At 61.7% G+C, this 24,697-nt stretch carries 15 protein-coding genes; 5 read left to right on the top strand and 10 right to left on the bottom strand.

The annotated features are described in order from the left end of the window. Positions 1–49: 49 nt before the first annotated feature. On the bottom strand, positions 50–1,042 hold the full coding sequence (locus ABM562_RS24520; RefSeq protein ID WP_115085606.1) for an alpha/beta fold hydrolase: 993 nt from the start codon (positions 1,040–1,042) through the stop codon (positions 50–52). 196 nt (positions 1,043–1,238) lie between these two features. Here ABM562_RS24520 and ABM562_RS24525 point away from each other — a divergent pair, with 196 nt between their 5' ends. Continuing rightward, entirely contained in the window at positions 1,239–6,668 is a 5,430-nt protein-coding gene (locus ABM562_RS24525) for a dermonecrotic toxin domain-containing protein (RefSeq protein ID WP_460423630.1), read from the top strand. Positions 6,669–6,717: 49 nt separating this feature from the next. Here the strand turns inward: ABM562_RS24525 and metE are convergent, their stop codons facing one another. Then, entirely contained in the window at positions 6,718–9,027 is a 2,310-nt protein-coding gene (gene metE / locus ABM562_RS24530; protein ID WP_460423632.1) for a 5-methyltetrahydropteroyltriglutamate--homocysteine S-methyltransferase, read from the bottom strand. Positions 9,028–9,137: 110 nt separating this feature from the next. Between metE and metR the strand changes: the two genes are divergently transcribed. Further along, positions 9,138–10,055, top strand: a complete 918-nt coding sequence (metR, locus tag ABM562_RS24535; RefSeq protein WP_045197692.1) for a transcriptional regulator MetR — start codon at positions 9,138–9,140, stop codon at positions 10,053–10,055. Between the two features lie 3 nt (positions 10,056–10,058). Here the strand turns inward: metR and ABM562_RS24540 are convergent, their stop codons facing one another. Both ABM562_RS24540 and ABM562_RS24545 read right to left on the bottom strand, forming a co-directional pair. Next, the gene (locus ABM562_RS24540) at positions 10,059–10,697 is read right to left on the bottom strand and encodes a LysE family translocator (RefSeq protein ID WP_115085603.1); all 639 of its coding nucleotides are present in this window, start codon (positions 10,695–10,697) and stop codon (positions 10,059–10,061) included. A 22-nt stretch (positions 10,698–10,719) separates the two neighbouring features. Continuing rightward, the gene (locus tag ABM562_RS24545; RefSeq protein ID WP_115085602.1) at positions 10,720–11,133 is read right to left on the bottom strand and encodes an NUDIX hydrolase; all 414 of its coding nucleotides are present in this window, start codon (positions 11,131–11,133) and stop codon (positions 10,720–10,722) included. A 184-nt stretch (positions 11,134–11,317) separates the two neighbouring features. Here ABM562_RS24545 and ABM562_RS24550 point away from each other — a divergent pair, with 184 nt between their 5' ends. After that, positions 11,318–15,619 (top strand): DEAD/DEAH box helicase, encoded by a 4,302-nt coding sequence (locus ABM562_RS24550; protein WP_460423635.1) that lies wholly within the window; start codon positions 11,318–11,320, stop codon positions 15,617–15,619. On the opposite strand, the gene ABM562_RS24555 is transcribed toward ABM562_RS24550, so the two are convergent. After that, positions 15,612–15,875 carry a type B 50S ribosomal protein L31 gene (locus ABM562_RS24555; RefSeq protein WP_115085600.1) on the bottom strand — a complete coding sequence of 88 codons (264 nt, stop codon included), beginning with the start codon at positions 15,873–15,875 and terminating at the stop codon, positions 15,612–15,614. The two genes, ABM562_RS24550 and ABM562_RS24555, sit on opposite strands and share 8 nt — an antisense overlap. A 201-nt stretch (positions 15,876–16,076) precedes the next feature. Between ABM562_RS24555 and ABM562_RS24560 the strand changes: the two genes are divergently transcribed. Beyond that, positions 16,077–17,687: an FMN-binding glutamate synthase family protein gene (locus ABM562_RS24560; RefSeq protein WP_460423637.1), complete on the top strand. Its 1,611-nt coding sequence runs from the start codon at positions 16,077–16,079 to the stop codon at positions 17,685–17,687. Positions 17,688–17,692: 5 nt separating this feature from the next. On the opposite strand, the gene ABM562_RS24565 is transcribed toward ABM562_RS24560, so the two are convergent. From ABM562_RS24565 to ABM562_RS24575, 3 genes are read right to left on the bottom strand one after another with little or no spacing between them, the layout of a single operon-like run. After that, positions 17,693–19,243: a glycosyltransferase family 39 protein gene (locus ABM562_RS24565; protein WP_460423639.1), complete on the bottom strand. Its 1,551-nt coding sequence runs from the start codon at positions 19,241–19,243 to the stop codon at positions 17,693–17,695. After that, a complete protein-coding gene (locus tag ABM562_RS24570) occupies positions 19,240–20,205 on the bottom strand; it encodes a glycosyltransferase family 2 protein (protein ID WP_460423641.1) in 966 nt (321 codons plus the stop codon). Before ABM562_RS24570 ends, ABM562_RS24565 begins: the two co-directional genes overlap by 4 nt. After that, positions 20,202–20,576: a GtrA family protein gene (locus ABM562_RS24575; protein WP_115085596.1), complete on the bottom strand. Its 375-nt coding sequence runs from the start codon at positions 20,574–20,576 to the stop codon at positions 20,202–20,204. The genes ABM562_RS24570 and ABM562_RS24575 overlap by 4 nt, the downstream gene beginning before the upstream one ends. Positions 20,577–20,839: 263 nt before the next feature. On the opposite strand from ABM562_RS24575, the gene ABM562_RS24580 reads away from it, so the two are divergent. Continuing rightward, positions 20,840–21,964: an OpgC family protein gene (locus ABM562_RS24580; RefSeq protein ID WP_460423643.1), complete on the top strand. Its 1,125-nt coding sequence runs from the start codon at positions 20,840–20,842 to the stop codon at positions 21,962–21,964. 143 nt (positions 21,965–22,107) lie between these two features. Here the strand turns inward: ABM562_RS24580 and ABM562_RS24585 are convergent, their stop codons facing one another. Both ABM562_RS24585 and ABM562_RS24590 read right to left on the bottom strand, forming a co-directional pair. Continuing rightward, a complete protein-coding gene (locus ABM562_RS24585) occupies positions 22,108–22,698 on the bottom strand; it encodes a hypothetical protein (protein WP_460423645.1) in 591 nt (196 codons plus the stop codon). Between the two features lie 243 nt (positions 22,699–22,941). Further along, positions 22,942–24,363: an amino acid permease gene (locus ABM562_RS24590; protein ID WP_115085593.1), complete on the bottom strand. Its 1,422-nt coding sequence runs from the start codon at positions 24,361–24,363 to the stop codon at positions 22,942–22,944. Positions 24,364–24,697: the final 334 nt, after the last annotated feature.

A 24,697-nucleotide genomic window follows, 5' to 3' on the forward strand; every position in this document is an offset into this window, starting at 1 on the left:
CACAAAATCCGGTGCATGCAGATCCTGTAGGAGCGGGCTTGCCCCGCGATCAGTACACCGCCAGATGGGTATCGGCCAGCCGTTGCGTCTTCAGATAGGGCAGCACCGCACCCAGCAACGGCCCCTTGAACTGCTCCTGAAAACGATGGGCCAGGCCCGGAATCAGCCGTAACTGGCTGCCCTTGATGTGCGCAGCCAGGTGCACACCGTGCATCACCGGCAGCAGCGGGTCGGCGGTGCCGTGCACCACCAGGGTCGGCAGGCGCAGGGTGTTGAGCATCTCGACCCGGCTCTGTTCGGCCAGGATCGCCATGATCTGGCGCTTGACCCCTTCGGGATTGAAGGCGCGGTCATAGGCAAGCGCCGCCTGCTCGAGCAGCGCCTGGCGGTCATCCTCGACCTCGGGGCTACCCAGGGCCGCCAGCAGGTCGGCCTGCTGCTCAAGCGCCACCTCGCGATTCGGCGCGCCACGCCGGGCCAGCAACTGCACCAGCGCCGGGTTCGGTGCCGGCAAGCCCTGGGCACCGGAACTCGACATGATCAGGGTCAGGCTCTCGACCCGCTCCGGCGCCTGCGCCGCCAGGTGCTGGGCGATCATCCCGCCCATGCTCACGCCCATGACATGAAAGCGCCGCACCTGCAGGGCATCCATCAGCCCCAGGCCGTCTTCGGCCATATCGCTCAGGGTGTAAGGCGCGGCCACCGGCAGGCCGAGCTTGTAGCGCAGCAGCTCGAAGGTCAGGTTGGCGCCGTTGGGGGCCTGGTTCCAGCTGGACAGGCCGACATCGCGATTGTCGTAGCGGATCACCCGAAAGCCCTGCTGACAGAGGGCGACCACCACTTCATCGGGCCAGTGGATCAGTTGCCCGCCCAGGCCCATGACCAGCAGCAAAGCCGGGTCCGAATCGCGGCCGATACTCTGATACGCCAGGCTGACCTGCGAAAGCTCGACCCGTTCGGTCGGCACGCTGACGTCGCAACGCGACGCCGCAAAAGAAGGAACGGCGCACATCAGCGCCAGAAAAAAAGCAAAAGCCCGCATGAGCGAAACACCAGAATGCAAATCCCCAGTAGAGCGCGAGTCTGATGAACTTCGTTCAAGCGCGCTGCCACAGTTGCGTGACAGTTTGATGAATGGCGCCCAACGGTATTCAGCAATATGTACCGCAGCGATCAACCCGGTTTCCCGCCCAATGTTGAATGCCATTACCGGCATTACCTGAATCAGGAAATCTGCGATGAGTGAGCTACCTGAAACACTCGAACGGCTGTCTCTATCCCCTGTCGAATTTGTTGCCGATCGGTCAACTGCGTCGGTCATACCCACCGCCATCGTCAGACGCTGGGAAGATCATCTGCAAACCTTCAACACCTTGCTAACCGAAGCCCCTGGCGTTCACCAGGCATTACTCGGGCTGGTGCGCACACAATTGCGCGCAGACCCGGTTACCACCGCCCTGCGCTTTCCGGTGGGCACCGGGGGGCATACTTCGGATGTCAGCCTGGTCGCGCTTGCCGCACATGTTCGCCATCACCCACAGCCCCCCGCCAACCTGGACGATACGGCCCAGGTGGTGGCCCTGGACAACCGCAGCCCGCTCCTGCACCTGACTCCCACGCAACTACTGGCTCGTGTCGCCAGCCTGGACATCGTTGGTGCTGTCCGACAGCAATGGAACAGCTACTGGCAAGCACGGGCCAAAGGTACGCCGGTCAGCCGCCGCACCCACGCCCAAAACCAGTACCACGGCCTGCTCAGTGCACGCTGGGAAGCGGCGCTGGCAGCAGGTGAGTTCAATGCCCAGCAGCAACGTCCGGTCAACGGCGTGCTGGCCAATCCTGAGTGGTTACGCCTGGACAACAAGCAGCTCTATTTGCAGACACCCTCCCTGGCAGGAAAAGCAGTGGCTGGCGCGCTGCTGTTCAGTGTCGAGAATGAGCCTGGGCTAATTCTCTACAGACCTGGCAATCAACCTGCATTCACTGCCTATGAGACGCACCAAGCGCTGACAGACGCCCTCATGGAACACCCCGGCGACTCGACGGACACCGTGAGTTTCCAGAACCACGACACCCTCTCGGCCGGGTTCACCACACTGTTCGACAGCTTGCTCGATGCGCGATTGAAGGCTCTGGACCATGACCCAGGCGCCGATATCCGACAATACGCTGAACTCGCCCTGTCCCTTATCCATTGGGTCGATCACGAGCAACGCAATCCATCCGTGCTTCATCCCCCTCCTGTGCTCGTGGAAGAAGACCACGAAGAGGTGCCACAACCCTCGTTTTTTGACTTCGGCAATCTGCGAGTCGACATTCCCTACCCTGTGCGCTTGCAGCAGATCAACCGGCAAAGGCATCTACTGGACAGTATTACCGAGCAAAACCTGCAATCGCTGCAAGATCAGCACAACGCGCTGGTCGCCGCCTGCGAGGACGCTGAAAAGGCCGCTGAACAACAGCTACTGGTTGACCCATGGCGCACGGATGAAACGCCCACGGCCGCTGGCGACCTTATCGCAGCCCATCATAAAGGCCTGCGCGCTCATGCTCGCCTGCAGAACCTGCTGGGGCAGCTCGATAACGAGGAGTTGCGCTGGGTGGAAAGCCTGCTCGATGCCCCCGACGCCTTTCCGAGCCTGGGCTCGAGCATTGCCGCCGCCCATCCGGTACTGAATACCACCAGTGTTCAACAAGGTACTGAGACTGTAACCAGCACCGTTGTCCAGGACTGCATTGTCGTGACGCTGCAGGAACAGCATGCGCAGCACAGCCTGCTACTGTATTGGCCAGGCGAACAGGGAGGGCTGCTACGTTGCGCCAACCAGAGTGAATTAGAGCGATGCTTCGGCCTCTCTGATTCAAGCCAGCAGTCGTTGAGCCTTTCGGCCATAACCGGTGATGTGCTGGCCAAGGTGCTGACTTACCACCTGACCCGCTGCAAGGCAGCGGCCCAAACCAGCGCGTCGGCATCGGCAAGCACTGCGGATGATTCGCTTGCACGTATTCGAGAGTCGCTCACGCACGCCTTGCAGGTTCCGCGTCATGCCGCGCGTGAATATGCCTTCGGCCTGATGAAAGAGCAGCAAGCCAGCGCCACCTTGAGCAACGTCTCCTTCCCCTGGCTGGCAGGCCTGACGACGCCCATTCGAGCGGCCCTGAAATCGGACATGCTGGAGTATATCGACGCCATGCGTCGCTCCCAGGCACTGATCGCCCGCGACCTGCCTCATCTCTCGCTGTTTTGCCGTCAACACATCTACAGTCGCCTGGTGCAGGATTTCCCGAGCTACGACGGCAGCCCTATCAGCATTGACCTGCCGAAGAGTACGTCCAAACGCAAAGAGCCGATCGCCGGCAGCGGTGCCCCTGGTGTTCCGTACCGAGAAGTGTTGGTGGCCAGTGACGAACGGGAGGTCATGAGCCTGGAAACGCTGCTCCTGGAGCACATCGATGATGCGATGAAAGGTCGACTGCAGTTCATGACTTTGCACATAGCAACGTCGCAGCCAGTGCTTGAACAGGCTCTGCAAGGCGGTATCAACGCGGCGTATCTAGTGGCGCTAACCCGAGATCTCGACCTGGCCCAGAAACGCGAAGACATGATTCTTGCCGCCTATCGTGGCACCCACGAAGATTCCTTCGCCCGCCAGTTTCGCCGTGAATGCCTGGGTGCCCCCTTGCGTCTGATGCTCAAGATGCAAAGTACCCACGCCAGGGCAACCGGCGATATCAACGCCCAGGGACAGGCGATCTTCGACATCGCCATCGATGCCGACAACGCTGAAGCCTTTCTGGCCGATGGTCACAGCATTCGTCTGATCCCCGCCCGGCTCACCGCGGGTGGGGAAGATACCGAAGGATATGGTGTCACCCTTTCCGGCGTGACCTTCGTTACCGACGAAAAAAGCGACACGACCTTGCTCTACCGCCCTGATCATCCGAAAAAATACCTGCGCCAGTACTCCAGCCTGGAAGATGCCCGCATGGGCTTGTACGAGTTGATCAAGCAAAGCGCAGAGATCGATTACCTGGCCGACCGTGCCTTGCTGGGCGACCCGGACACACACAAGTCACGCATGCGCCAGGCCATAGGGCATCGCTTCAATGGCATCATCGGACTAGGATCGGTGTGGCCATCGACCACCTCGCTTGCCCAGCACCTGCTTGACGCCCAAGGTGGCCGGGTACTGGAGGCTCATCGCGCGACATCGCGATCGAACAATCAGCTGTGGCTGGAAAACTTCGCCTATCAAAGCGGCATGATCTTCAACCACATCAAGATGGCGCTGGGCCTGGTGCCGGTAGTTGGCACCGCCGTTGGCATCTATGACTTCTTCGAAGCCAGCGCCAAGGCCGCTTCGGCATTGGTCCACGGCCAGGTAGGCAAGGCATTGGACGAACTGGAGCAAGCGCTGCTGGCCTTCATTGATGCGGCGATGGACGTGCTGCCCAGTGTCGTCGCCAAGGCCAGCGCGGCACGCCTACTGACCGGCCAACGCCAACTGCGGGTACTGCAAAGCGGCCCTCAATCAGGGTTCAGGCCTGGCTCGGCTGACGCCAGCCAGCGCCTGTCGCGCTTTGCCGGTTATGAATATCAAACACCCCTTTCACTGACCGCGATCCAGCCTGGTAACAGTGCCAAATACCGGGGCATCTACCGGCATGCCGAGGGGGATTTCATCCTCATCGAAGACCGCCCTTGCCAGGTGGAGTGGCTCGAGACCGAACATACCTGGCGTCTGCGCGGTACCACCGGGAAAACCTGGAAGAAAAACATCGCTCTGGATGAGACTGGCCAATGGGATACCCATTTCGCCCTCTACGGTGTGCATCTGCAAGGTGGCGGTTCGGGTGGTGGCCAGATAGTCGGACGCCTGGCCGACCTCGCTGATCCTTTGTGGCCTGCCCCTATACGTGATCGGCTGCCCCGCTGGTGGACTGATGCCACCCATCGTCGTCGCTTGGCTCTGAAGGAAAACACTGAACGCACCTACAGCAAGCTGGCTGATCAGTATGACCCCAATGACCAACTGAAAAACAACGGTTCTTCCGACCCCATCGAACTCGCGCGCATCGACCGGGCTTGCGCAGACGAAATCGCCGAAGCCAAAGCCGTGTTCAAGACGCTGGAGGAATACCGCCCCTTGCTCTCCGGTAACAACCTGGCCGACAACAGCCGATTCAAGAACAGTGCTGTAACCATCATCGTCCATCGCTCGTTCAATCGGGTTAGCCACGCCAGGAAGCTCGCCAAGACGGTGCAAAACAGCATCGGCCACTCAGGAACCACCCTACTGACCCAGGCACAATTTGATCAATACATCCAACGAATCAAGAAGTTCATCGAAACCCTGGATCACATCGAGAACCTGGAAAAAGACATCAGGACCTGGCTTGCGCGTACGACGAATAAACAGACGATTACTGCTGTGAATGCCGACTTACCCAAGATACTCAACGTCAATCATTTCACCACAAAAACCAGCGAACTTGCCCAGCTCGTACATATTGCCCGCCCAACAAACGACCTGGCCTGGCAGTATTTCAATGACAGCATCAAGCAGGCGGTAAAACGATTTGAGCACGCCTTGAGCAATCATCATAACGTGCACAAAATCAGCCTTGCGAGTGAGCGCAAGACACTCTTGAGAGACTGTGTCGTGGTCTATCAGCAGCACATTTCAAATCTCAGGCTGTGGTCGGTCAACTACCCGCAGTATTTTGATTCAACCTTTATTGCGCCAATCGGCGAGGCCATGGAGCAACTGACCCGGTTGGCCAACAAGGAATTGGGCACAGCGGGTGCAGCCGGTGCAAGCCAGACAGTAAAGCCCAAACCTGCGGCCCCAGGGCAGCCGCCCTCTCGTGTATTTGAAACGGAAGATGAGTATTTTCTGATCGGCTCCGAATCCGTTGCCTCAGGCGCTCAGCCGCACCGATTCAGCGTCACTGGCCCCGGAGGGCTCACGGAAACCTATGTGCAAGGCCCTCGGGGTAAATGGCAATTGGAGTCGCCACGGCCCCCCGCTGCCGGGACGCGATTCAGCCTGCAACAGCTGATGACTGAAGCAAAACAGCGGCTGGGCAACATCGAACAGGATGCCACTCGCATTCGCGCCTACATAAAACCTGACTCAATTCCCGCAGAGTTGGAAGACTTGATGAATGAGTTGGCCGAACAATTGAGATCCCGTGCTCAAAAAATTCATCAACTCGACGACAAACAGCCACTCATTGCCAGCCTAAGAAGCAAAGCGGCGCAGCTTGCCGTACAAGGCAAGCAGCTGCGAATCACGCAGGCATTGGCCAGCCAGAAACCCAATGCCGGCCATCTGGATTACCTGGTTGCACAGCAGGCAGTCGACATTATAAAAAAGGAAGGGCTTATCGAACTTGCCCGAAGCCCAGAGGGGCGCCGCGACTTCATGCAGGAATACGAAGTTCGCGACTTGACGCAAACACCACCACGGCCCCTGTGGTATGCGCACTTCCATTACAACGCACAGTCAGCAGCGTTCAGCGACTTTGTCAAAGCCCACCTCAAGTTGCGCGACTACCGCTATCTGGGGTCAAAATGGCAACAATCGCTGGGCGCTCAGGCTGAAACTATCTGGCGCGGAGACATCAACCGAGAAATCGTAAGCAAGCATTTTCAATCGCTATGAGCTAATCCAGGCGCCAAGGGAACAGGCAAGCTGCTCCCTTGGCGTATTCTCAGGCCAGCTCGCTGCGCAATTGCCGCGCCGCCGCCACCATGTTCACCAGCGCCGCTTCCGTCTCCGGCCAGGCGCGGGTCTTCAGGCCGCAGTCCGGGTTGACCCACAAGCGTTCGGCCGGGATACGCTTGACCGCCTTGCTCATCAGCTGGACCATCTCGGCAGTGTCCGGCACCCGTGGCGAGTGGATGTCATAGACGCCCGGGCCAATGTCGTTGGGGTAGTCGAAGGCTTCAAAGGCTTCCAGCAGTTCCATGTCCGAGCGCGAGGTCTCGATGGTGATGACGTCGGCGTCCATGGCGGCGATCGCTTCGATCACATCGTTGAACTCGCTGTAGCACATGTGGGTGTGGATCTGGGTTTCATCGCGCACACCGCTGGAGCACAGGCGGAACGCTTCCACCGCCCAGTCCAGGTACGCCTGCCACTGCGCACGGCGCAGCGGCAGGCCCTCACGGAATGCGGCTTCGTCGATCTGCACGATCTTGATGCCAGCGGCTTCCAGGTCCTGCACTTCGTCACGGATGGCCAGGGCCAGTTGTTCGGCCTGAACCTTGCGCGACACGTCTTCACGCGGGAACGACCACATCAGCATGGTGACCGGGCCGGTCAGCATGCCTTTCATGACCTTGCTGGTCAGGCGCTGGGCGTATTCGATCCAGGCCACGGTCATGGCCTGCGGGCGGTTGAGGTCGCCATAGATGATCGCCGGTTTCACGCAACGCGAACCGTAGCTCTGGACCCAGCCGTAACGGGTGAAGGCATAACCGTCCAGTTGCTCGGCAAAGTACTCGACCATGTCGTTGCGCTCGGCTTCACCGTGCACCAACACATCCAGGCCCAGGCGCTCCTGCACCTGCACGGCATGGCGGATCTCGCTGTGCATGGCGTCGGTGTAGTCGTTGGCCGAGAGTTTGCCCTGCTTGTAGGCTTGACGCGCCAGGCGGATCGCCGAGGTCTGCGGGAAAGAACCGATGGTGGTGGTCGGGAACGCCGGCAGTTGCAGGCGCTGACGCTGGGCTTCGATACGCTGGACGAAGGCCGACTGGCGCTGACTGTCGGCAGCGGTCACGGCAGCCAGGCGGGCCTGAACCTGCGGCTTGTGAATGCGTGGCGACTCGGCACGGCGCTTCTGTACGGCACGGCTGTTGCTCAGGGCGTTCTGCACGGCAGGCAGGTGCGGATTGTCCAGGGCCTTGGCCAGCACGGCGATTTCCTCGCACTTCTGCACGGCAAAGGCCAGCCAGCTTTTCAGTTCGGCATCGAGCTTGTCTTCCCGGCCGAGGTCCACCGGGCTGTGCAGCAGCGAACAGGAGCCGGCCACCCAGAGGTTGGCACCAAAGCGTTGCTGGGCTTGTTGCAGCTGCTCCAGCGCCTTGTCCAGGTCACAGCGCCAGACGTTGCGGCCGTTGACCACACCCAAGGACAGCACTTTATAGGTAGGCAGGCGATCGAGTACCGCCGGCAGTTGTTCCGGTGCGCGCACCAGGTCGATATGCAGGCCATCCACCGGCAGGCCGACGGCCAGGCCGAGGTTGTCTTCCAGGCCGCTGAAGTAGGTGGCGACCAGCTTCTTCAGGGGCGAGTACTGCAGGATGTGGTAAGCACGTTCGAAGGCGTTCTTCCATTCCTGCGGCAGGTCAAGGCCGAGGATCGGCTCGTCGATCTGCACCCACTCCACGCCCTGGCGCGACAGGCGGCTGAGGATTTCGCCGTACACCGGCAGCAGCCGCTCAAGCAGGTCGAGCTTGTCGAACTCGCCGCCCTTGGCCTTGCCCAGCCACAGGTAGGTCAGCGGGCCGATCAGCACCGGCTTGACCGCGTGGCCGAGGGCCTGGGCTTCGGCAACTTCTTCGAACAGCTGTTCCCAACTGAGCAAAAAGCGCTGGTCGGCGCTGAATTCCGGGACCAGGTAGTGATAGTTGGTGTCGAACCACTTGGTCAGCTCTTGCGCATATTGCGTCTGGCCGTGGCTACCGCCGCAGCAGGTGCTGGCGCCACGAGCCATGGCGAACAGGGTGTCGAGGGTCGGCAGGCCATTGTCGCCCCTGACCTGGGCGAAGCGCTCGGGGATCGCCCCGAAGGTCAGCGAGTGGGTCAGGACCTGGTCGTACCAGGCAAAATCGCCGACCGGCAGCAGCTCGATACCGGCGTCTTTCTGCAGCTGCCAGTGGCGGGCGCGCAGTTCGCGGCCAACAGCCTCGAGACCTGCCTGATCGAGATCGCCTTTCCAGTAGGCTTCTTGCGCTTTTTTCAGTTCGCGGTCAGCGCCGATGCGCGGGAAACCAAGGTTGTGGGCCAATGCCATGAGAAAACGTCCTCCCTGTAAAAGATGACGCTATTGTCGACAGCCAGACCAACATGAGACAAACTCAATAAATTCGTGTTCATCTCAAAATTTACTCATGGAGCCCCTCGGTGCTGGAAATTCGTCACCTGAAAACCCTGCACGCCCTGCGCGAAGCCGACAGCCTGGTCGAGGCCGCCGAACGCCTGCACCTGACCCAGTCGGCGCTGTCCCATCAGTTCAAGGAGCTGGAAGAGCGCCTGGGCATGCCGCTGTTCATGCGCAAGACCAAGCCGCTGCGCTTCACCAGCGCCGGCCTGCGCCTGCTGCAGCTGGCCGATGCCACCCTGCCGCTGCTGCGCGGCGCCGAGCGCGACATCGCCCGCCTGGCCGGTGGCACCGCCGGGCGCCTGCACATGGCCATTGAATGCCACAGCTGCTTCCAGTGGCTGATGCCGACCATCGACCAGTTCCGCGATGCCTGGCCGGAGGTCGAGCTGGACCTGGCCTCGGGTTTTGCCTTCGCCCCGCTGCCAGCCCTGGCCCGTGGCGATCTGGACCTGGTGGTGACCTCCGACCCGCTGGAGCTCAGCGGCATTACCTACGTGCCGCTGTTCACCTACGAAGCCATGCTCGCCGTGGCCAACCAGCACCCCCTGGCGCACAAGCCGTACATGGTGCCGGAAGACCTGGCCACGGAAACCCTGATCACCTACCCGGTGGAGCGCGACCGCCTGGACATCTTCACCCGCTTCCTGGAGCCGGCCGACGTCGAGCCGGCGCAGGTGCGCACGGCCGAGCTGACGGTGATGATGATGCAACTGGTGGCCAGCGGCCGCGGGGTCTGCGGCATGCCGCACTGGGCCCTGCACGAGTACAGCTCGCGCGGTTACGTGAAGGCCAAGCGCCTGGGTGAGAAAGGCCTGTTTGCCACGCTGTACGCGGCGGTGCGCAGCGACATGCTCGATGCGCCATACATGCGCGACTTCCTGCTGACCGCCAAGGATACGTCCTTCTCCACCCTCGACGGCGTCAGCGCGGTACGTTGAGCCTTATACGGTCCGGCGCTGCTCCTGCACCAGGCGCAGCGCCAGGCCGGCCAGGACGAAGCCCATCACGTAGCGCTGCAGCATCAGCCACAGCGGGTAACGCACGAACCAACCGGCAATGCCGGCGGCGAACAGGGCAATCAGCAGGTTGACCGAGAAGCTCACGGCGATCTGGGTCAGGCCCAGGGCCAGGCTCTGCGCCAGCACCGAACCGTTTTCCGGCGAGATGAACTGTGGCAGCACCGAAAGGTAGAACACCGCCACCTTGGGGTTCAGCACGCTGGTCAGAAAGCCCATCAGCACCAGCTTGCGCGGGGAATCCGGGGCCAGTTCACGGGGCTCGAACGGCGAGCGGGCACCGGGCTTGACTGCCTGCCAGGCCAGCCACATCAAGTAGCCGGCACCGGCCCACTTGAGCAGGTCGTAGGCCAGCGGCACGGCCATGAACAAGGCGGTCAGGCCAATGGCTGCGGCGCTCATGTGCACCAGAAAGCCGCCCACCACGCCGAGCAACGAGGTTACCCCGGCCGTGCGGCCCTGGCAGATCGAACGGGAAATCAAATAAATCATGTTCGGCCCCGGGGTCAGGACCATCAGCAGCGCGGCGCCGATAAACAGCAGCCATTCATGGGTGGGGATCATCGGCATTCCTTTGCAAGTGAGATCAGGCAGGGGTTGTAGTTAACTGCCGGTACAGGGGCAGAATCAAGTCCCGTGTGAGCGGAGCCAGCTCAAGGGTCAGTTGCTTGCGTGCCGAGATCCACACCACTTCTTCGATTTCTGCGGCGGGCTCGACCGGCATGGCGGTGTGCACCTTGAAAATCTCGGCCTGGACTACAAAACCCGGCTCGTTGGCGGCCGGGGCACTGAACTGGCCCAGATACTCGGCGTCGTGCGGCTCGATCGCCAGGCCCAGTTCTTCGAACAGCTCGCGGGCCAGGGCATTGACCGGCTGCTCGTCGGCCTCGATCTTGCCGCCAGGCTGCATGAACGCCTGGGTACCGCGCTTGCGCACCAGCAGGGTACGGCCTTGCGGGTCAAGCAGGAGGGCAGCGGCGATGCGGATGGTTTTGCTCATGGGACGCTCGTGAACGGGAAAGCGCGCAAGGATCACATGTTGGCGGGGGCCTTTCAATGGTGGAGCGGGCTTGCCCCGCGATCAGGCTGGCCTGTGCGATTGCATCGCGGGGCAAGCCCGCTCCCACACACCGGTCTGACGAACGCCCCTTGCAACCCCGCACCATTGGCCGCATAAACAGCCCATGAACCTCCCCGCCCTCAAGCACCCGGAACTGGACGCCTTCCACCCCGCGGTCCGCACCTGGTTCCAGCGCCAGTTCCCAACGGTAACCGCCGCCCAGGCCCGGGCCTGGCCGTTGATTCGCAGCGGGCAATCCTTGCTGGTCGCCGCACCCACCGGTTCAGGCAAAACCCTGACCGCCTTCCTGGCGATCCTCGACGAGCTGTTCGAACAGGGCCTGGCCAGCGCAAACCTGCCGGACCAGACCCAGGTGCTCTACGTCTCGCCACTCAAGGCACTGTCCAACGATATCCAGATCAACCTGCAGGCGCCGCTGGCCGGGATCAACGCGGTGCTGGCCGAACAAGGCCTGGAGCCGCTGGAAATCCGTACGGCGGTACGCAGTGGCGACACCCCGCAAAAGGAACGCACGGCCATGCGCCGCCAGGCGCCGCATATCCTGGTCACCACCCCCGAATCGCTGTATGTGTTGCTCGGCTCGGCCTCCGGGCGCCAGGGCCTGGCCAGCGTACACACGGTGATTGTCGATGAGATCCACGCCCTGGCCGGCAACAAGCGCGGCAGTCATCTGGCCCTGAGCCTGGAGCGCCTTGAAGCGCTGTGTGGCCGGACATTGCGGCGCATCGGCCTGTCGGCCACGCAACGACCGGTCGAGCGGGTGGCGCAATTTCTGGCAGGCAAGGCGCGCGAGTGCGCCATCGTCGATATCGGCCATGCCCGTCCCCGTGACCTGGGCCTGGAAGTACCGCCGGTGCCACTCGGGGCGGTGATGGCTACTGATGTCTGGGGCCTGGTTTACGACCGTCTGGCGGCCCTGGCCCGCGAGCATCGCACCACCCTGGTGTTCGTCAACACCCGGCGCCTGGCCGAACGCCTGACCCGCCATTTGAGCGAGCGCCTGGGCCGCGATGCCGTGGCTGCGCACCACGGCAGCATGGCCAAGGAATACCGCCTGGACGCCGAGCAACGGCTCAAGCGCGGTGAGCTGCAGGTGCTGGTGGCCACCGCCTCGCTGGAGCTGGGCATCGATATCGGTGAAGTCGAGCTGGTGTGCCAGATCGGCTCGCCCGGTTCGATTGCCGCGTTTTTGCAAAGGGTCGGGCGCTCCGGGCACCAGGTCGAGGGCACGCCCAAAGGCCGGCTGTTCCCGCTGTCGCGCGACGACCTGATCGAATGCGCGGCACTGCTCGATTGCGTACGCCGCGGCGAGCTGGACCGCTTGCAGGTACCGCAAGCTCCGCTGGACGTATTGGCGCAACAGATCGTCGCCGAGGTCAGCAACCAGGAGTGGCACGAGCAGGCGCTGTTCGACTGCCTGCGCCGGGCCATGCCCTACGCCGAGCTGGATCAAGACCATTACCAGGCGCTGTTGCGCATGCTTGGCGAAGGCTTCAATGGCCGCCTGGGCATCCGCAGCGCCTACCTGCACCGTGATGCAGTCAACGCCACCCTGCGCGGGCGGCGTGGCAGCCAGCTGACGGCCTTGACCAGCGGCGGCACCATCCCTGATAACGCCGACTACACCGTGGTGCTCGAACCCCAGAGCCTGAACATCGGCACCGTCAATGAAGACTTCGCGGTCGAAAGCATCGCCGGCGATATCTTCCAGCTGGGCAACGCCTCCTACCGCATCTTGCGCGTGGAAAGCGGCCGGGTGCGGGTCGAGGACGCCAAGGGCCTGCCGCCGAGCATCCCGTTCTGGCTCGGCGAAGCGCCGGGGCGCAGTGATGAGCTGTCAGCAGGCGTCGCGCGCCTGCAAGGCGAGATCGACCAGCGCCTGAGCGATAGCGATGGCCAGCTGCAACCGCTGCTCGACTGGCTCACGGCCGAACTGGGTCTGAGCCTGGACAGCGCCGAACCATTGCTTGAGTACCTGGCCCACACCCGCCAGGTGCTCGGCGCCCTGCCCTCGCAGCAAACCCTGGTGATGGAGCGTTTTTTCGACGAGTCCGGCGGTACCCAGCTGATCATCCATTCGCCGTTCGGCAGCCGCATCAACCGCGCCTGGGGCCTGGCCCTGCGCAAGCGCTTTTGCCGCACCTTCAACTTCGAACTGCAGGCTGCGGCCAGCGAAGACGCGATTGTCCTGTCGCTGTCGGCCAGCCACAGTTTTGCCCTGGAAGAGGTCTGGCGTTACCTGCACAGCAACAGCGCCGAGTCGATCCTGGTTCAGGCCCTGCTCGATGCGCCGCTGTTCGGTGTGCGCTGGCGCTGGAATGCCGGTACCGCACTGGCGCTGCCGCGTTTTGTCGGCGGGCGCAAGGTGGCGCCGCAGATCCAGCGGATGAAAAGCGAAGACCTGATTGCCGCGGTGTTCCCCGACCAGATCGCCTGCCTGGAAAACCTTGCCGGCGAGCGGCAGATACCCGACCACCCGCTGGTCGAGCAAACCCTCGACGACTGCCTGCACGAGGCCATGGACAGCGAAGGCTGGCTGGCGCTGCTGCGGCGTATCGAGCAAGGCCGGATCAAGCTGGTTGCCCGTGACCTGCCGGCACCTTCGCCGCTGGCCTCGGCCATTCTCAACGCACGGCCCTATACCTTCCTGGATGACGCACCGCTGGAAGAACGGCGTACCCAGGCCGTACTCAACCGCCGCTGGAATCAAGCGCAGAGCAGCGATGACCTGGGCGCGCTGGATCCGGAGGCAATCGCCGCGGTACAAGCCGAAGCCTGGCCAATGCCAACCCGTAGCGACGAAATGCATGAAGCCTTGATGAGCCTGGCCGGTATCAGCCAGGCCGAAGCCGAGGCCAATGACGGCTGGCAGGACTGGCTGGCGGCGCTGGGCAAGGAAGGCCGCGCCTGCCGTCTGCAACTGGCTGGGGGGCAAGCGTTGTGGCTGGCCCGCGAACGCCTGGTACTGCTGCGCACCCTTTATCCGCAGGCTGTCGTCACGCCTGAGGTCGCCGCCCTGCCCGGCTTTGCTCAAGCCATGGACGCCGATGCGGCGCTGGTCGAGCTGCTGCGCGCGCGCCTGAGCGGTTTCGGCCCGCTGACCAGCGAGCAGATTGCCGCACCGCTGCAACTGTCGATCAGCGCCATCGAGCAGGCCCTGGCCCGCCTGGAAGGCGAAGGTTACGTGCTGCGCGGGTACTTCCAGCCGAGCCAGCAGCCGGGCCAGCAGGCACTGCAATGGTGCGAACGCCACCTGCTGGCGCGCATTCATCGTTACACCATCAAGCGCCTGCGCCGGGAAATCGAACCGGTCAGCCTGCAGGACTTCATGCGTTTTCTGTTCGACTGGCAGCACCTGTCGCCCGCCTCGCGCCTGCAAGGGCAGGCAGCGCTGAGTGCCGTGCTCGATCAGTTCGAAGGTTACCCGGCAGCTGCAGCAGCCTGGGAAAGCGACCTGCTGCCCACCCGGCTCAAGGACTACAGCCCGCGCTGGCTCGACGAAGCCTGCCGCGCCGGCAAATACGCCTGGGCGCGTCTGGCCCCGAGTGCCGCAGCCAGTACCCTGCGCAGCACGCCACTGGTGCTGCTGCCACGGGCTCGCCTGGGTTTGTGGCGGGCCCTGAGCCCGGCGCTGGACAGCAGTGAACTGAGCCTGCGTGCCCAGCGCGTGCACACCGTCTTGAGCGAGCACGGCGCCTTGTTCTTCGAAGAGCTGGTGCAAGACGCCCACCTGCTGCCCAGCGAACTGGAGAACGCCCTGCAGGAGCTGGTGGCCGCCGGCTTGATCAGCGCCGACAGCTTTGCCGGCCTGCGCGCCCTGATCACCCCGGCCAGCAAACGCCAGGGCCGTAGCCAGCGCCGCGATCGCGGGCCGTTGTTCGGCGGCATGCAAGACGCCGGGCGCTGGGCCCTGCTGCGCAAGCCCAGTGCCAAGCGCGACGAAGACCTCGAACACATCGCCCGCACCTTGCTGCGCCGCTATGGCGTGATCTGCTGGCGCTTGCTTGAACGCGAAGCCGACTGGCTGCCCAACTGGCGCGAACTGCTGCGCTGCTACCACCGCCTGGAAGCCCGTGGCGAAATCCGTGGCGGACGCTTTATCAGCGGCCTGGCCGGCGAGCAGTTTGCCCTGCCCGAGGCCGTGGCGCTGCTACGTGAAGTGCGCCGGCGCCCGCTCGATGGCAGCCTGGTAGCAATCAGCGCCAGCGACCCGCTGAACCTGGTCGGCACCCTGCTGCCAGGCAACAAGGTCCCGGCGGTCAGCGGCAACCGCCTGCTCTATCTGGATGGTGCGCCGGTGGCGACGCTGATTGCCGGCAAGGTCCAGTTCAGTGGTGACGATGAATTGGCGGCGCAGGGCGAGTGGCGCGGTCGTTTGATCCGCGATCCTGCCCTGGTCACTTGACCTGCGGCGCAGCGAACCCGGCGAAACGCTTGTTGAAGCCAGCCACCCGGCCTTCGACCGTAGCCTTGCGCTGCTGGCCGGTATAGATCGGATGCGAAGCACTGGACACATCCAGAGCCACATAGGGGTAGATCTTGCCGTCACTATGGGTATGGCTGCGGTCAGTGTCGACGGTCGAGCCGATCAGGAAATACACATCTGCAGCGGTGTCGTGGAACAACACAGGACGGTAGTCGGGGTGAATGCCGGGTTTCATGGCCAAGCCTCTCGGGAAAATGAACGAAGACGAATTGATACTATATAACATACCAATAAATCGCAAATACAAATGATTTTCGATTCCAAGATGAAGCTTGCAGCCCTTGCGCGCTGCGGGCTGGCGCTTTAATCCCCAACCGGGATAAGGTCGGGGTTTGACCAGGCCCTGAGCCTGACCGCGCCATCGCAAGGAAACCGTATGAGCCTGTCACTTCTCAGCCGCTACGCCTTCTTCGCTGCCTGTGTGTTGTTCACCCTGGCCAGCCTGCCCTTTCTCCACCACGAATGGCTGTGGCCGTTCACCCTGGTGACCGCCGTGCTCAGCCTGATCGGCCTCGGCGACCTGCTGCAAAGCCGTCACGCGGTGCGCCGCAACTACCCGATCCTCGGCAACATCCGCTATCTGGTCGAAGGCATTCGCCCGGAAATCCGCCAGTACCTGCTGGAGGCTGACAGCGATGCCCTGCCGTTTTCCCGGGCGCAGCGCTCGCTGGTGTATGCGCGGGCCAAGAACGAAGCGTCGGACAAACCCTTCGGCACCCTGATCGACGTGTACCAGTCCGGTTTCGAGTTCATCGGCCACTCCATGCGCCCGGCGCCGCTCAGCGACCCGTCGAACTTTCGGGTAATCGTCGGTGGCCCGCAGTGCGGGCAGCCGTACTCGGCTTCGGTATTCAACATCTCGGCCATGAGTTTCGGTTCGCTCAGCGCCAACGCCATCCGCGCCCTGAACCAGGGCGCCAAGCTCGGCAACTTCGCTCACGACACCGGTGAAGGCAGCATCAGCCCTTATCACCGCGAGCACGGTGGCGACCTGACCTGGGAGCTGGGCAGCGGCTACTTCGGCTGCCGCACCTCGGACGGGCGCTTCGACCCCGAGCGTTTCGCCGAACAGGCGCGCAACCCGCAGGTGCGGATGATCGAGATCAAGATGAGCCAGGGTGCCAAACCCGGCCACGGCGGCATCCTGCCCAAGCACAAGGTCACCCGCGAGATTGCCGAGACCCGCGGTATCCTGATGGGTGAAGACTGCATCTCGCCGTCACGTCACAGCGCCTTCTCCACCCCGATCGAGATGATGCAGTTCATCGCCCAGTTGCGTGAGCTGTCTGGCGGCAAGCCGGTAGGATTCAAGTTCTGCCTCGGTCACCCGTGGGAGTTCATGGGCATTGCCAAGGCCATGCTGGAAACCGGCATCCTGCCCGACTTCATTGTCGTCGACGGCAAGGAAGGTGGCACCGGCGCTGCGCCCGTGGAATTCACCGACCATATCGGCGTGCCGCTGCGCGAAGGCCTGCTGTTCGTGCACAACACCCTGGTGGGCCTGAACCTGCGCGACAAGATCAAGCTCGGCGCCAGCGGCAAGATCGTCAGCGCCTTCGACATTGCCAGCGTGCTGGCCATCGGCGCCGACTGGGCCAACTCGGCGCGCGGCTTCATGTTTGCCATCGGCTGCATCCAGTCGCAAAGCTGCCACACCAACAAATGCCCGACCGGCGTCGCCACTCAGGACCCGCTGCGCCAGCGCGCCCTGGTGGTGCCCGACAAGGCCGAGCGAGTATTCAACTTCCACCACAACACCCTCAAGGCCCTGGCCGAGATGCTTGCCGCCGCCGGCCTCGATCACCCCTCGCAGCTGGAAGCCAGGCACCTGGTGCGGCGCATCTCGGCCACCGAGATCAAGCTGTTCTCGCAGATGCATGTATTCCTCAAGCCGGGTGAATTGCTCAATGACGAGGTCAATGGCGAGTTCTACTCGCGGATGTGGCAGATGGCGCGGGCCGACAGTTTCGAACCGCTGGCCGCCTGACAGGTTCAATGGCCAGTCGTCTGCGACTCTGATCGCTCGGGCACTGCGAACAGCATTGCCCGGGTCTCTCCCGCCCTGATTTCCGCCAGCTTGGTCCAGTTACCGGGCAAGTGACGTTCGTTACCAGGGCCCGGAACGCCACCTACCCACCATACCCTGCCGGATTTCGGCGCTAACGCTTGAGGCATCTGTACGTACAAGTGCTCCGCCCGGGAAAAGAGCAATGTCGCACCACCATAGCTGGAGCTCGAGGTGCCGGTACTATCGCCCTTCGCACCATTTTCATAGATCAACGGTATGCTACCGGTCCTGTTGTAGTACGCCACACTGAAGTACCAATACAGGCCATCGACAACTATCAAGTCTCCCTGCTGCCACTGTGCGTTGACCCCATCGACCACAACATCCAGGCGATTGACATACCAGCCTACGGCATCATTCAAGCTGTGCTGCTGGCTGTAGATACGCGCAATGCCGGTCACTTCCAGCGTCAGGCAAGCGGCGGCCAACAGCCAGGCCAAGCCACGATGACTGGCTGCAAGGCGATCCAGCGCCAATGCCAGCACAATCGGCAAACCGACAGCCGCGAACAACAGATAGCGTTCGACGAACAGCGGCATCGCGAATGAAATGCACCACACCAGCACAAGTGGAACATAACTGGACGCTACGATCAGAGCGTTCGGGCGCAAGGCCTGCCTATCCCTGCGCAGAATAAAAACCGAGGCAACGAGCAACACCATTGGCATCACCAGGAATATCGGCCGAGGATAAGCACTACCGTTATCGAGGGTGAAAAACTGCCACACGGCAGCAGGAAGCGTTTCAAGTGTCACCCGAGGAATCCAGGAGACTGCCGAAGTATGTCCCAACTGCCCCACCAGCGAGGGCAGCCAAGGCAGATAGGCGAGCGCGATTGCCACATTGCACAGCCACCACGGCCAGGCTCGAACAAGACGCCGTGTATCCTTCACACATAACAGATACAACCAATGCGCCGCGGCGCAGAGTACGGTGAAATAGTGGGTATACAGCCCGGCCACCATCAGCATTGCATAAAGCATCAGGAGAGGCTTTTGTGCCGGTCTGCTCACCCAGAGCAAAAGCACAAAGGTTGCTGCCAGTAACAACATGCCCAGCAACGAATACATCCGTACTTCCTGGCTGTAACGCACCGCGATGGGCAGCAGCGCCAGCAATGACCCGGCGATCAAGGCTGCTCGCAGGGAGGCCAGTCTGCGCGTTAGCCACATGCCCAGAGCCACCGTCAGCACGCCCGTGAACACACTAAGGCCACGAAGGGCCAACACGTCGCTGCCCAGCCAGTGCATCCAATAATGCAATAGCAGGTAGTACAACGGCGGATGAACGTCGCGAGCGGTGTGGAACAGGATCTGCGACGGTGACAAGGCACTCAGAGCCACGGAAAAAGCTTCGTCGTACCAGAGCACCGGTTGTGTTACCTGGTAAAGACGCACAGCGCTGCTCAGCAGCAATATGGCCAAGCAAGCCAGCGGCCATGCAACCTGAGTCCGCAGGCGCAGCGTCAGGCTCATCTGCTCTCCTTGAGCAAAGGCCTATGGGTGTGCTGCTCGGGTTTTCCGACAATACTTTTTATAACGTAGCGAGGACGATGCTTGGCCTCCATGTAAATACGGCCGATGTATTCCCCCAATATGCCGATGCCGATCAGCTGTACCCCACCGAGGAACAAAATCGCTGTCATCAACGACGGATATCCGGGCACATCGTTGCCGAACAGGATCTTGTCTACTACCAGGTAACCGGCGTACAGCAACGCCAATAAAGAAATGCACGCGCCGAGGTAACTCCACAGGCGCAAGGGCAAGGTGCTGAACGAGGTGATGCCGTCCAGCGCCAGGTTCCACAGGCGCCAGGCGTTGAACTTGCTGCGGCCCACTGCCCGCGCCGCGCGGTCGTATTCAACAATGGCAACATTGAACCCCGCCCACGACAGCACGCCTTTCATGAACAACTGCTGTTCGGGCAGGGTCTTGATCACGTCCACCACCTTGCGGTCCATCAAGCGGAAATCGCCGACGTTTTCTTCAATATGGGTATAGGCGATGCGATTAAGCAGGCGATAGAACAGCGAGGCGCTGCGGCGCTTGAGGTAGCCATCACTGGAGCGGTCCCGGCGTTTGGCCAGAACCACGTCGGCGCCGTTCTGCCATTCATCAATCAACTGCGCAACCACCGCCACCGGGTCCTGCTGGTCAACGTCCATGGGCACCACGGCGTCACCGCTGGCGTACTCCAGGCCGGCGAACAAGGCCGGCTCCTTGCCAAAGTTACGCGAGAAGTTGATCAACACCACGTCGCTGTCGGTCAGGGCGATGGAGCGGGCGATCTCGGCCGTGCGATCACTGCTGCCATCGTTGATGAACACGATTTCGATGAGGTGGGCCTGCAGCGCGGGTTCCTGCCTCACCGCCTGGTAAAACCCCCTGACGGCCTGCTCTTCGTTGAACACCGGCACGATCAGCGAGACTTTCATGGCTCGGCCCTGCGAAACACCAACCACCTGGACAACAGGAAGCCACACGTCAGACTGATCAGGGAAAACGTCACCACCGTGATCATCCCGTGCAGCCGCCAGTGGTCGCCCATCCAGCCCACTGCCAGGCTGACCCCGCCCAGGCACAGCATGAACAGCAGGTAGCGGCCGAACGAAGGCGACACGGCGAAGGTGTAGAGGGCATTTACATAAAAGGAAAGACTTGCTGCAACGCAAAACGCCAGCAGATTACTGAGGGCCTGAGTTAAAGCGAACACTTCCCTGAGCACGAAAAAGAGCTGCCAATGGACCAGGGTATTGGCAATACCGATCACGGCATAGGTGGAAAACCCTTTCCATACGTTGGCCATTGCGCGTCACGCCTCGATGGCTGTTGCGGCTGAACTCAAGCAGGCCACGTAACCCGTGGTTCGTCTACTAGCAAATCTGACAGGTACGGGTGATTTGCGATCAACGGTCTACCGCGCAAGGGGCGAATAGAGACATTCAGTAATAAGCCCCCTTTGCAATTACCCACGAATACCGCCACCCTGCCCCCCGCCCGACGTGCGGCGCGAGAGAATGCCGCCGTGCGCCTGTCACTACTTAACCAACTGTTCAAGAGCCCGCTGCCATGCTTAACGGACGCGACCCGCGCATCGATTTTTTTCGAGGCCTGGCGTTGATCTTCATTTTCTGGGATCACGTCCCCCACAACCCTTTAGGCCAGATCACCCTGCGTAACATCGGTTTCAGCGATGCTGCGGAGATTTTCGTCTTCCTCGCTGGCTACGCCGCGGTACTGGCTTACGGCAAAGTCCTGCAACGCGACGGCTACCTGATCGCCTGCGTGAAGATCCTGCGCCGTACCTGGGTGCTGTATGTCGTGCATATCTTCCTGCTGGCGATGTTGATGGGCATCGTGTTCTACGCCAACAGCCATGTGCAGACCCGCGACCTGGTGCAGGAGATGGGCCTTACCCACTTCATCACCAACCCTCAGCAAGCCCTGACGGACGAGTTGTTGCTGCGCTTCAAGCCCAACCTGATGGACCCGCTGCCGCTGTACATTGTGCTGCTGGCCGGTTTGCCCCTGGTGCTGCCGTTGCTGATGCGCATGCCCTGGGCGGTAGTGGGGGTATCGATGGCGGTGTATCTGATGGCCCCGGGGTTCGGCTGGAACCTGGCGAACTTCTCCGATGGCGTGTGGTATTTCAACCCGGTCACCTGGCAGTTCCTGTTCATCCTCGGTGGCGCAGCGGCGCTTTACGGGCAACAGGCACGGCCGCCACAAACCCGGCCGTTGCGGCGCCAACCGCTGTTTCTGGCGGCAGCCGCCTACTCGCTGGCGGCAGGCATCATTACCCTGTCCTGGCGCTGGCCAGAGCTTCACGATGCACTGATGCCGGCCAGTATCAACAATCTGCTGTACCCAATCAGCAAGACCGACCTGTCGCCGGTGCGCCTGTTGCACTTCCTGGCCCTGACCTACGTCACGGCCAAGCTGCTGCCGGGCAGCGGCTGGACGCAGAACTGGCTGGCGCAGCAAACCTGCCGCATGGGCCGCTACTCACTTGAGGTGTTCTGCCTGGGGGTACTGCTTGCGCCCTTGGCGGACATGATCAATGCCATGGCCGGCGATGCCTTTGCCATGCAGATATTCACCGCACTGGTGGGTGTCGCCGTCATGGCCCTGCTCGGCGCCTGGCTGGATTTCAACAAACGCCTGAACCAGCCGATGCGTGCGGTTGCCACCTGAAAAACGCAATCGACATAGGGACCGGCCTTGCTCAGGCCGTTCCTGAGTTCCAAGCGACTGTTGCGCCACCAGCGCGGCCGGGTCAAGAGATCGAGTTTGCAGGATAGGCGTATTCGACGGGATTGCAGATCAATCGCACCTGTTCAGATCTCGTCCGGATGACTCAGGTAGGCGCTATTGGTTTCCAGGACGTTGACGTGAAAGTCCATTGCCTGGGCGCCATGGGCGGCAATACAGGTGACCGGCCTGCTCCTCCAGGCTTTATTGCGGTAATAGCTGAGCGTTTGCTCGCGCAGAGCGAGGGGCTTGCCTGTGTCCAGGGAAATCAGACGGCTGAGAATCGCGCCACCGTCCAGTTGAATCTCTTGGCCGCTGGCGCCGTCAGCAACACCCACGGCTTCCAGGCCGAATTTGGCTGGCGATTGCTCTTTCGGGTCGAATGCACCGAAGTAACCATTTTTGTAGCCAATGCATTTACCGAAATGGGCCTTGCTCCTGACGTACAAGATGTAGCCGCCCTCAGTGAAGCGCACGTAGAGCTTCAAGGGCTCCGACGTCAGCTTCTCGTTCACGTGACCGAGCATGTGCCCGGCGCTGGGAATGTTGATGCTGGTCCAGGTGAAGGTATCTTGCGGATCGGCGTAGAAGACCGAATGCAACTGGTCGAGAAAGCCAAAGCGGCCCGAGGGGGTTGAGAGTGTGGCGATGAACGAACGTTGTCGATGGGTGGTCATGCTGCGGCTCTCCTGAGTCCATGAAGGCGTAACTGCCTTCGCAGCGATTCTCGGGATTGCAACTGCGCCGGTGCGGTACTTAATTGTTCTTCACCAGATCCCCCAGAGAATCTCAAGCGCGCAGTGCAGCAGATACATCTGCAAGATCTGTTGGCTGCCAACGACTTTCCCGGCAATCCGTGAAGAACCCCCAAAAAAAAGCCCGTATCCATCGATACGGGCTTTTTCATGACAACCAGAGGGTCAGGACACTGAACTTGCAGCGCGCTGCTCCACGGTGCTTGGCGACAGCTTGAGCACGTAGTAGAGCACGGTCAGCATCACCAGGAACGCCGGGCCGATGTACAGGGCCACGCGGGTTTCCTCGAAGTAGGCCATCAGGCCGACCACCAGGATCAGGAACGCCAGCGCCAGATAGGAGCTCAGCGGCCACAGCCACATGCGGTATTTCAGTGCGGCACGCTCGGCGTTGCTCAAGCCCGCGCGGAATTTCAGCTGGGCCAGGAGGATCATCACCCAGGTCCAGATCGCGCCGAAGGTGGCGATGGCGGTTACCCAGACGAAGACTTTTTCCGGTACCAGGTAGTTGGCCAGCACGCCCAGCAGCAAGGCTGCAATCGACAGCAACAGGGCATTACGCGGCACGCCGTTGCTCGAGGTGCGGGCGAAGGTGGCCGGGGCCTGACCGTTCTGCGCCAGGCTGTAGAGCATGCGTCCGGTGCTGAAGATACCGCCGTTGCACGACGACAGCGCAGCAGTGATCACCACGAAGTTGATGATACCGGCAGCGGTCTTGATGCCCAGACGCTCGAAGGTCATCACGAACGGGCTGCCCTGGCTGCCGATTTCGTTCCACGGGTAGATCGACAGGATCACGAACAGTGCGCCGACGTAGAACAGCAGGATGCGCCAGAACACCGAGCCGATGGCCTGGGGAATGGTCTTTTGCGGGTTGCGTGCTTCACCGGCAGTCAGGCCGATCATCTCGACGCCCAGATAGGCGAACATCACCATCTGCAGCGACATCAGCACGCCGGTCACGCCATTGGGCATGAAGCCGCCGTTGCTCCAGAGGTTGGAGATGCCCATCGCCACGCCATCGTTACCGAAGCCGAAAGCGATGACGCCAATGCCACCCAGGACCATGGCAATGATGGTGACGATCTTGATCAGGGCGAACCAGAACTCGAACTCACCAAAGGCCTTGACGGCGATCAGGTTGATCGCGCCCATGCTGCCCAGGGCCGCCAGGGCCCAGATCCAGCGCGGCACTTCGGGGAACCAGATGCCCATGTAAATGGCCACCGCGGTGATTTCCGCCACGCAGGTCACCAGCCACAGGAACCAGTAGTTCCAGCCGGTGAGAAAGCCCGCCAACGGGCCGAGGTAGTCTTGAGCGTAGCGGCTGAAGGAGCCGGCTACCGGGTTGTGCACGGCCATTTCGCCGAGGGCGCGCATGATCACCAGGATCGCCAGGCCACCAATGATGTAGGACAGCATGATGGCTGGTCCGGCCATTTCGATGGCCTTGGCCGAACCCAGGAACAGGCCGACACCGATACAGGCGCCCAGCGCCATCAGGCGAATGTGGCGTTCGCCGAGTTCTCGCTTGAGTGGGCCGCCCTGGGCGGTCTCACCATGAGAAGGGTGGTTGCCGACTGGCATAGAAATACAACCTCATTTTGTTATTGGATATGACCATTCGTGCAGGCCTGGCATCGCCGGTAGGCTTGATGCGTTGCCTCGCCGGGCACCGCCTTGTGAGCGGGCCCGTCTGCCGTCAGTGCAAAACCGGCAGAGCGAAAGGGGCGAGCAGTATAGAAAGGCCCCTGCAGGACATTTCACTGTATAAAGCGCGATATTTGGCGAGAACTCTCGGCAAAATCCGCTTCTACGGAGGGGCATTCCCCGTGCTTTAGCCTCTGCAGGAAACAGGGCGGCTAACATAGCACCAAAACGGGGCAATTCAAGCTCCACCAAAGGAGCATTTCTGACACGT

The sequence above is a fragment of the Pseudomonas sp. ZL2 genome (assembly GCF_054788455.1).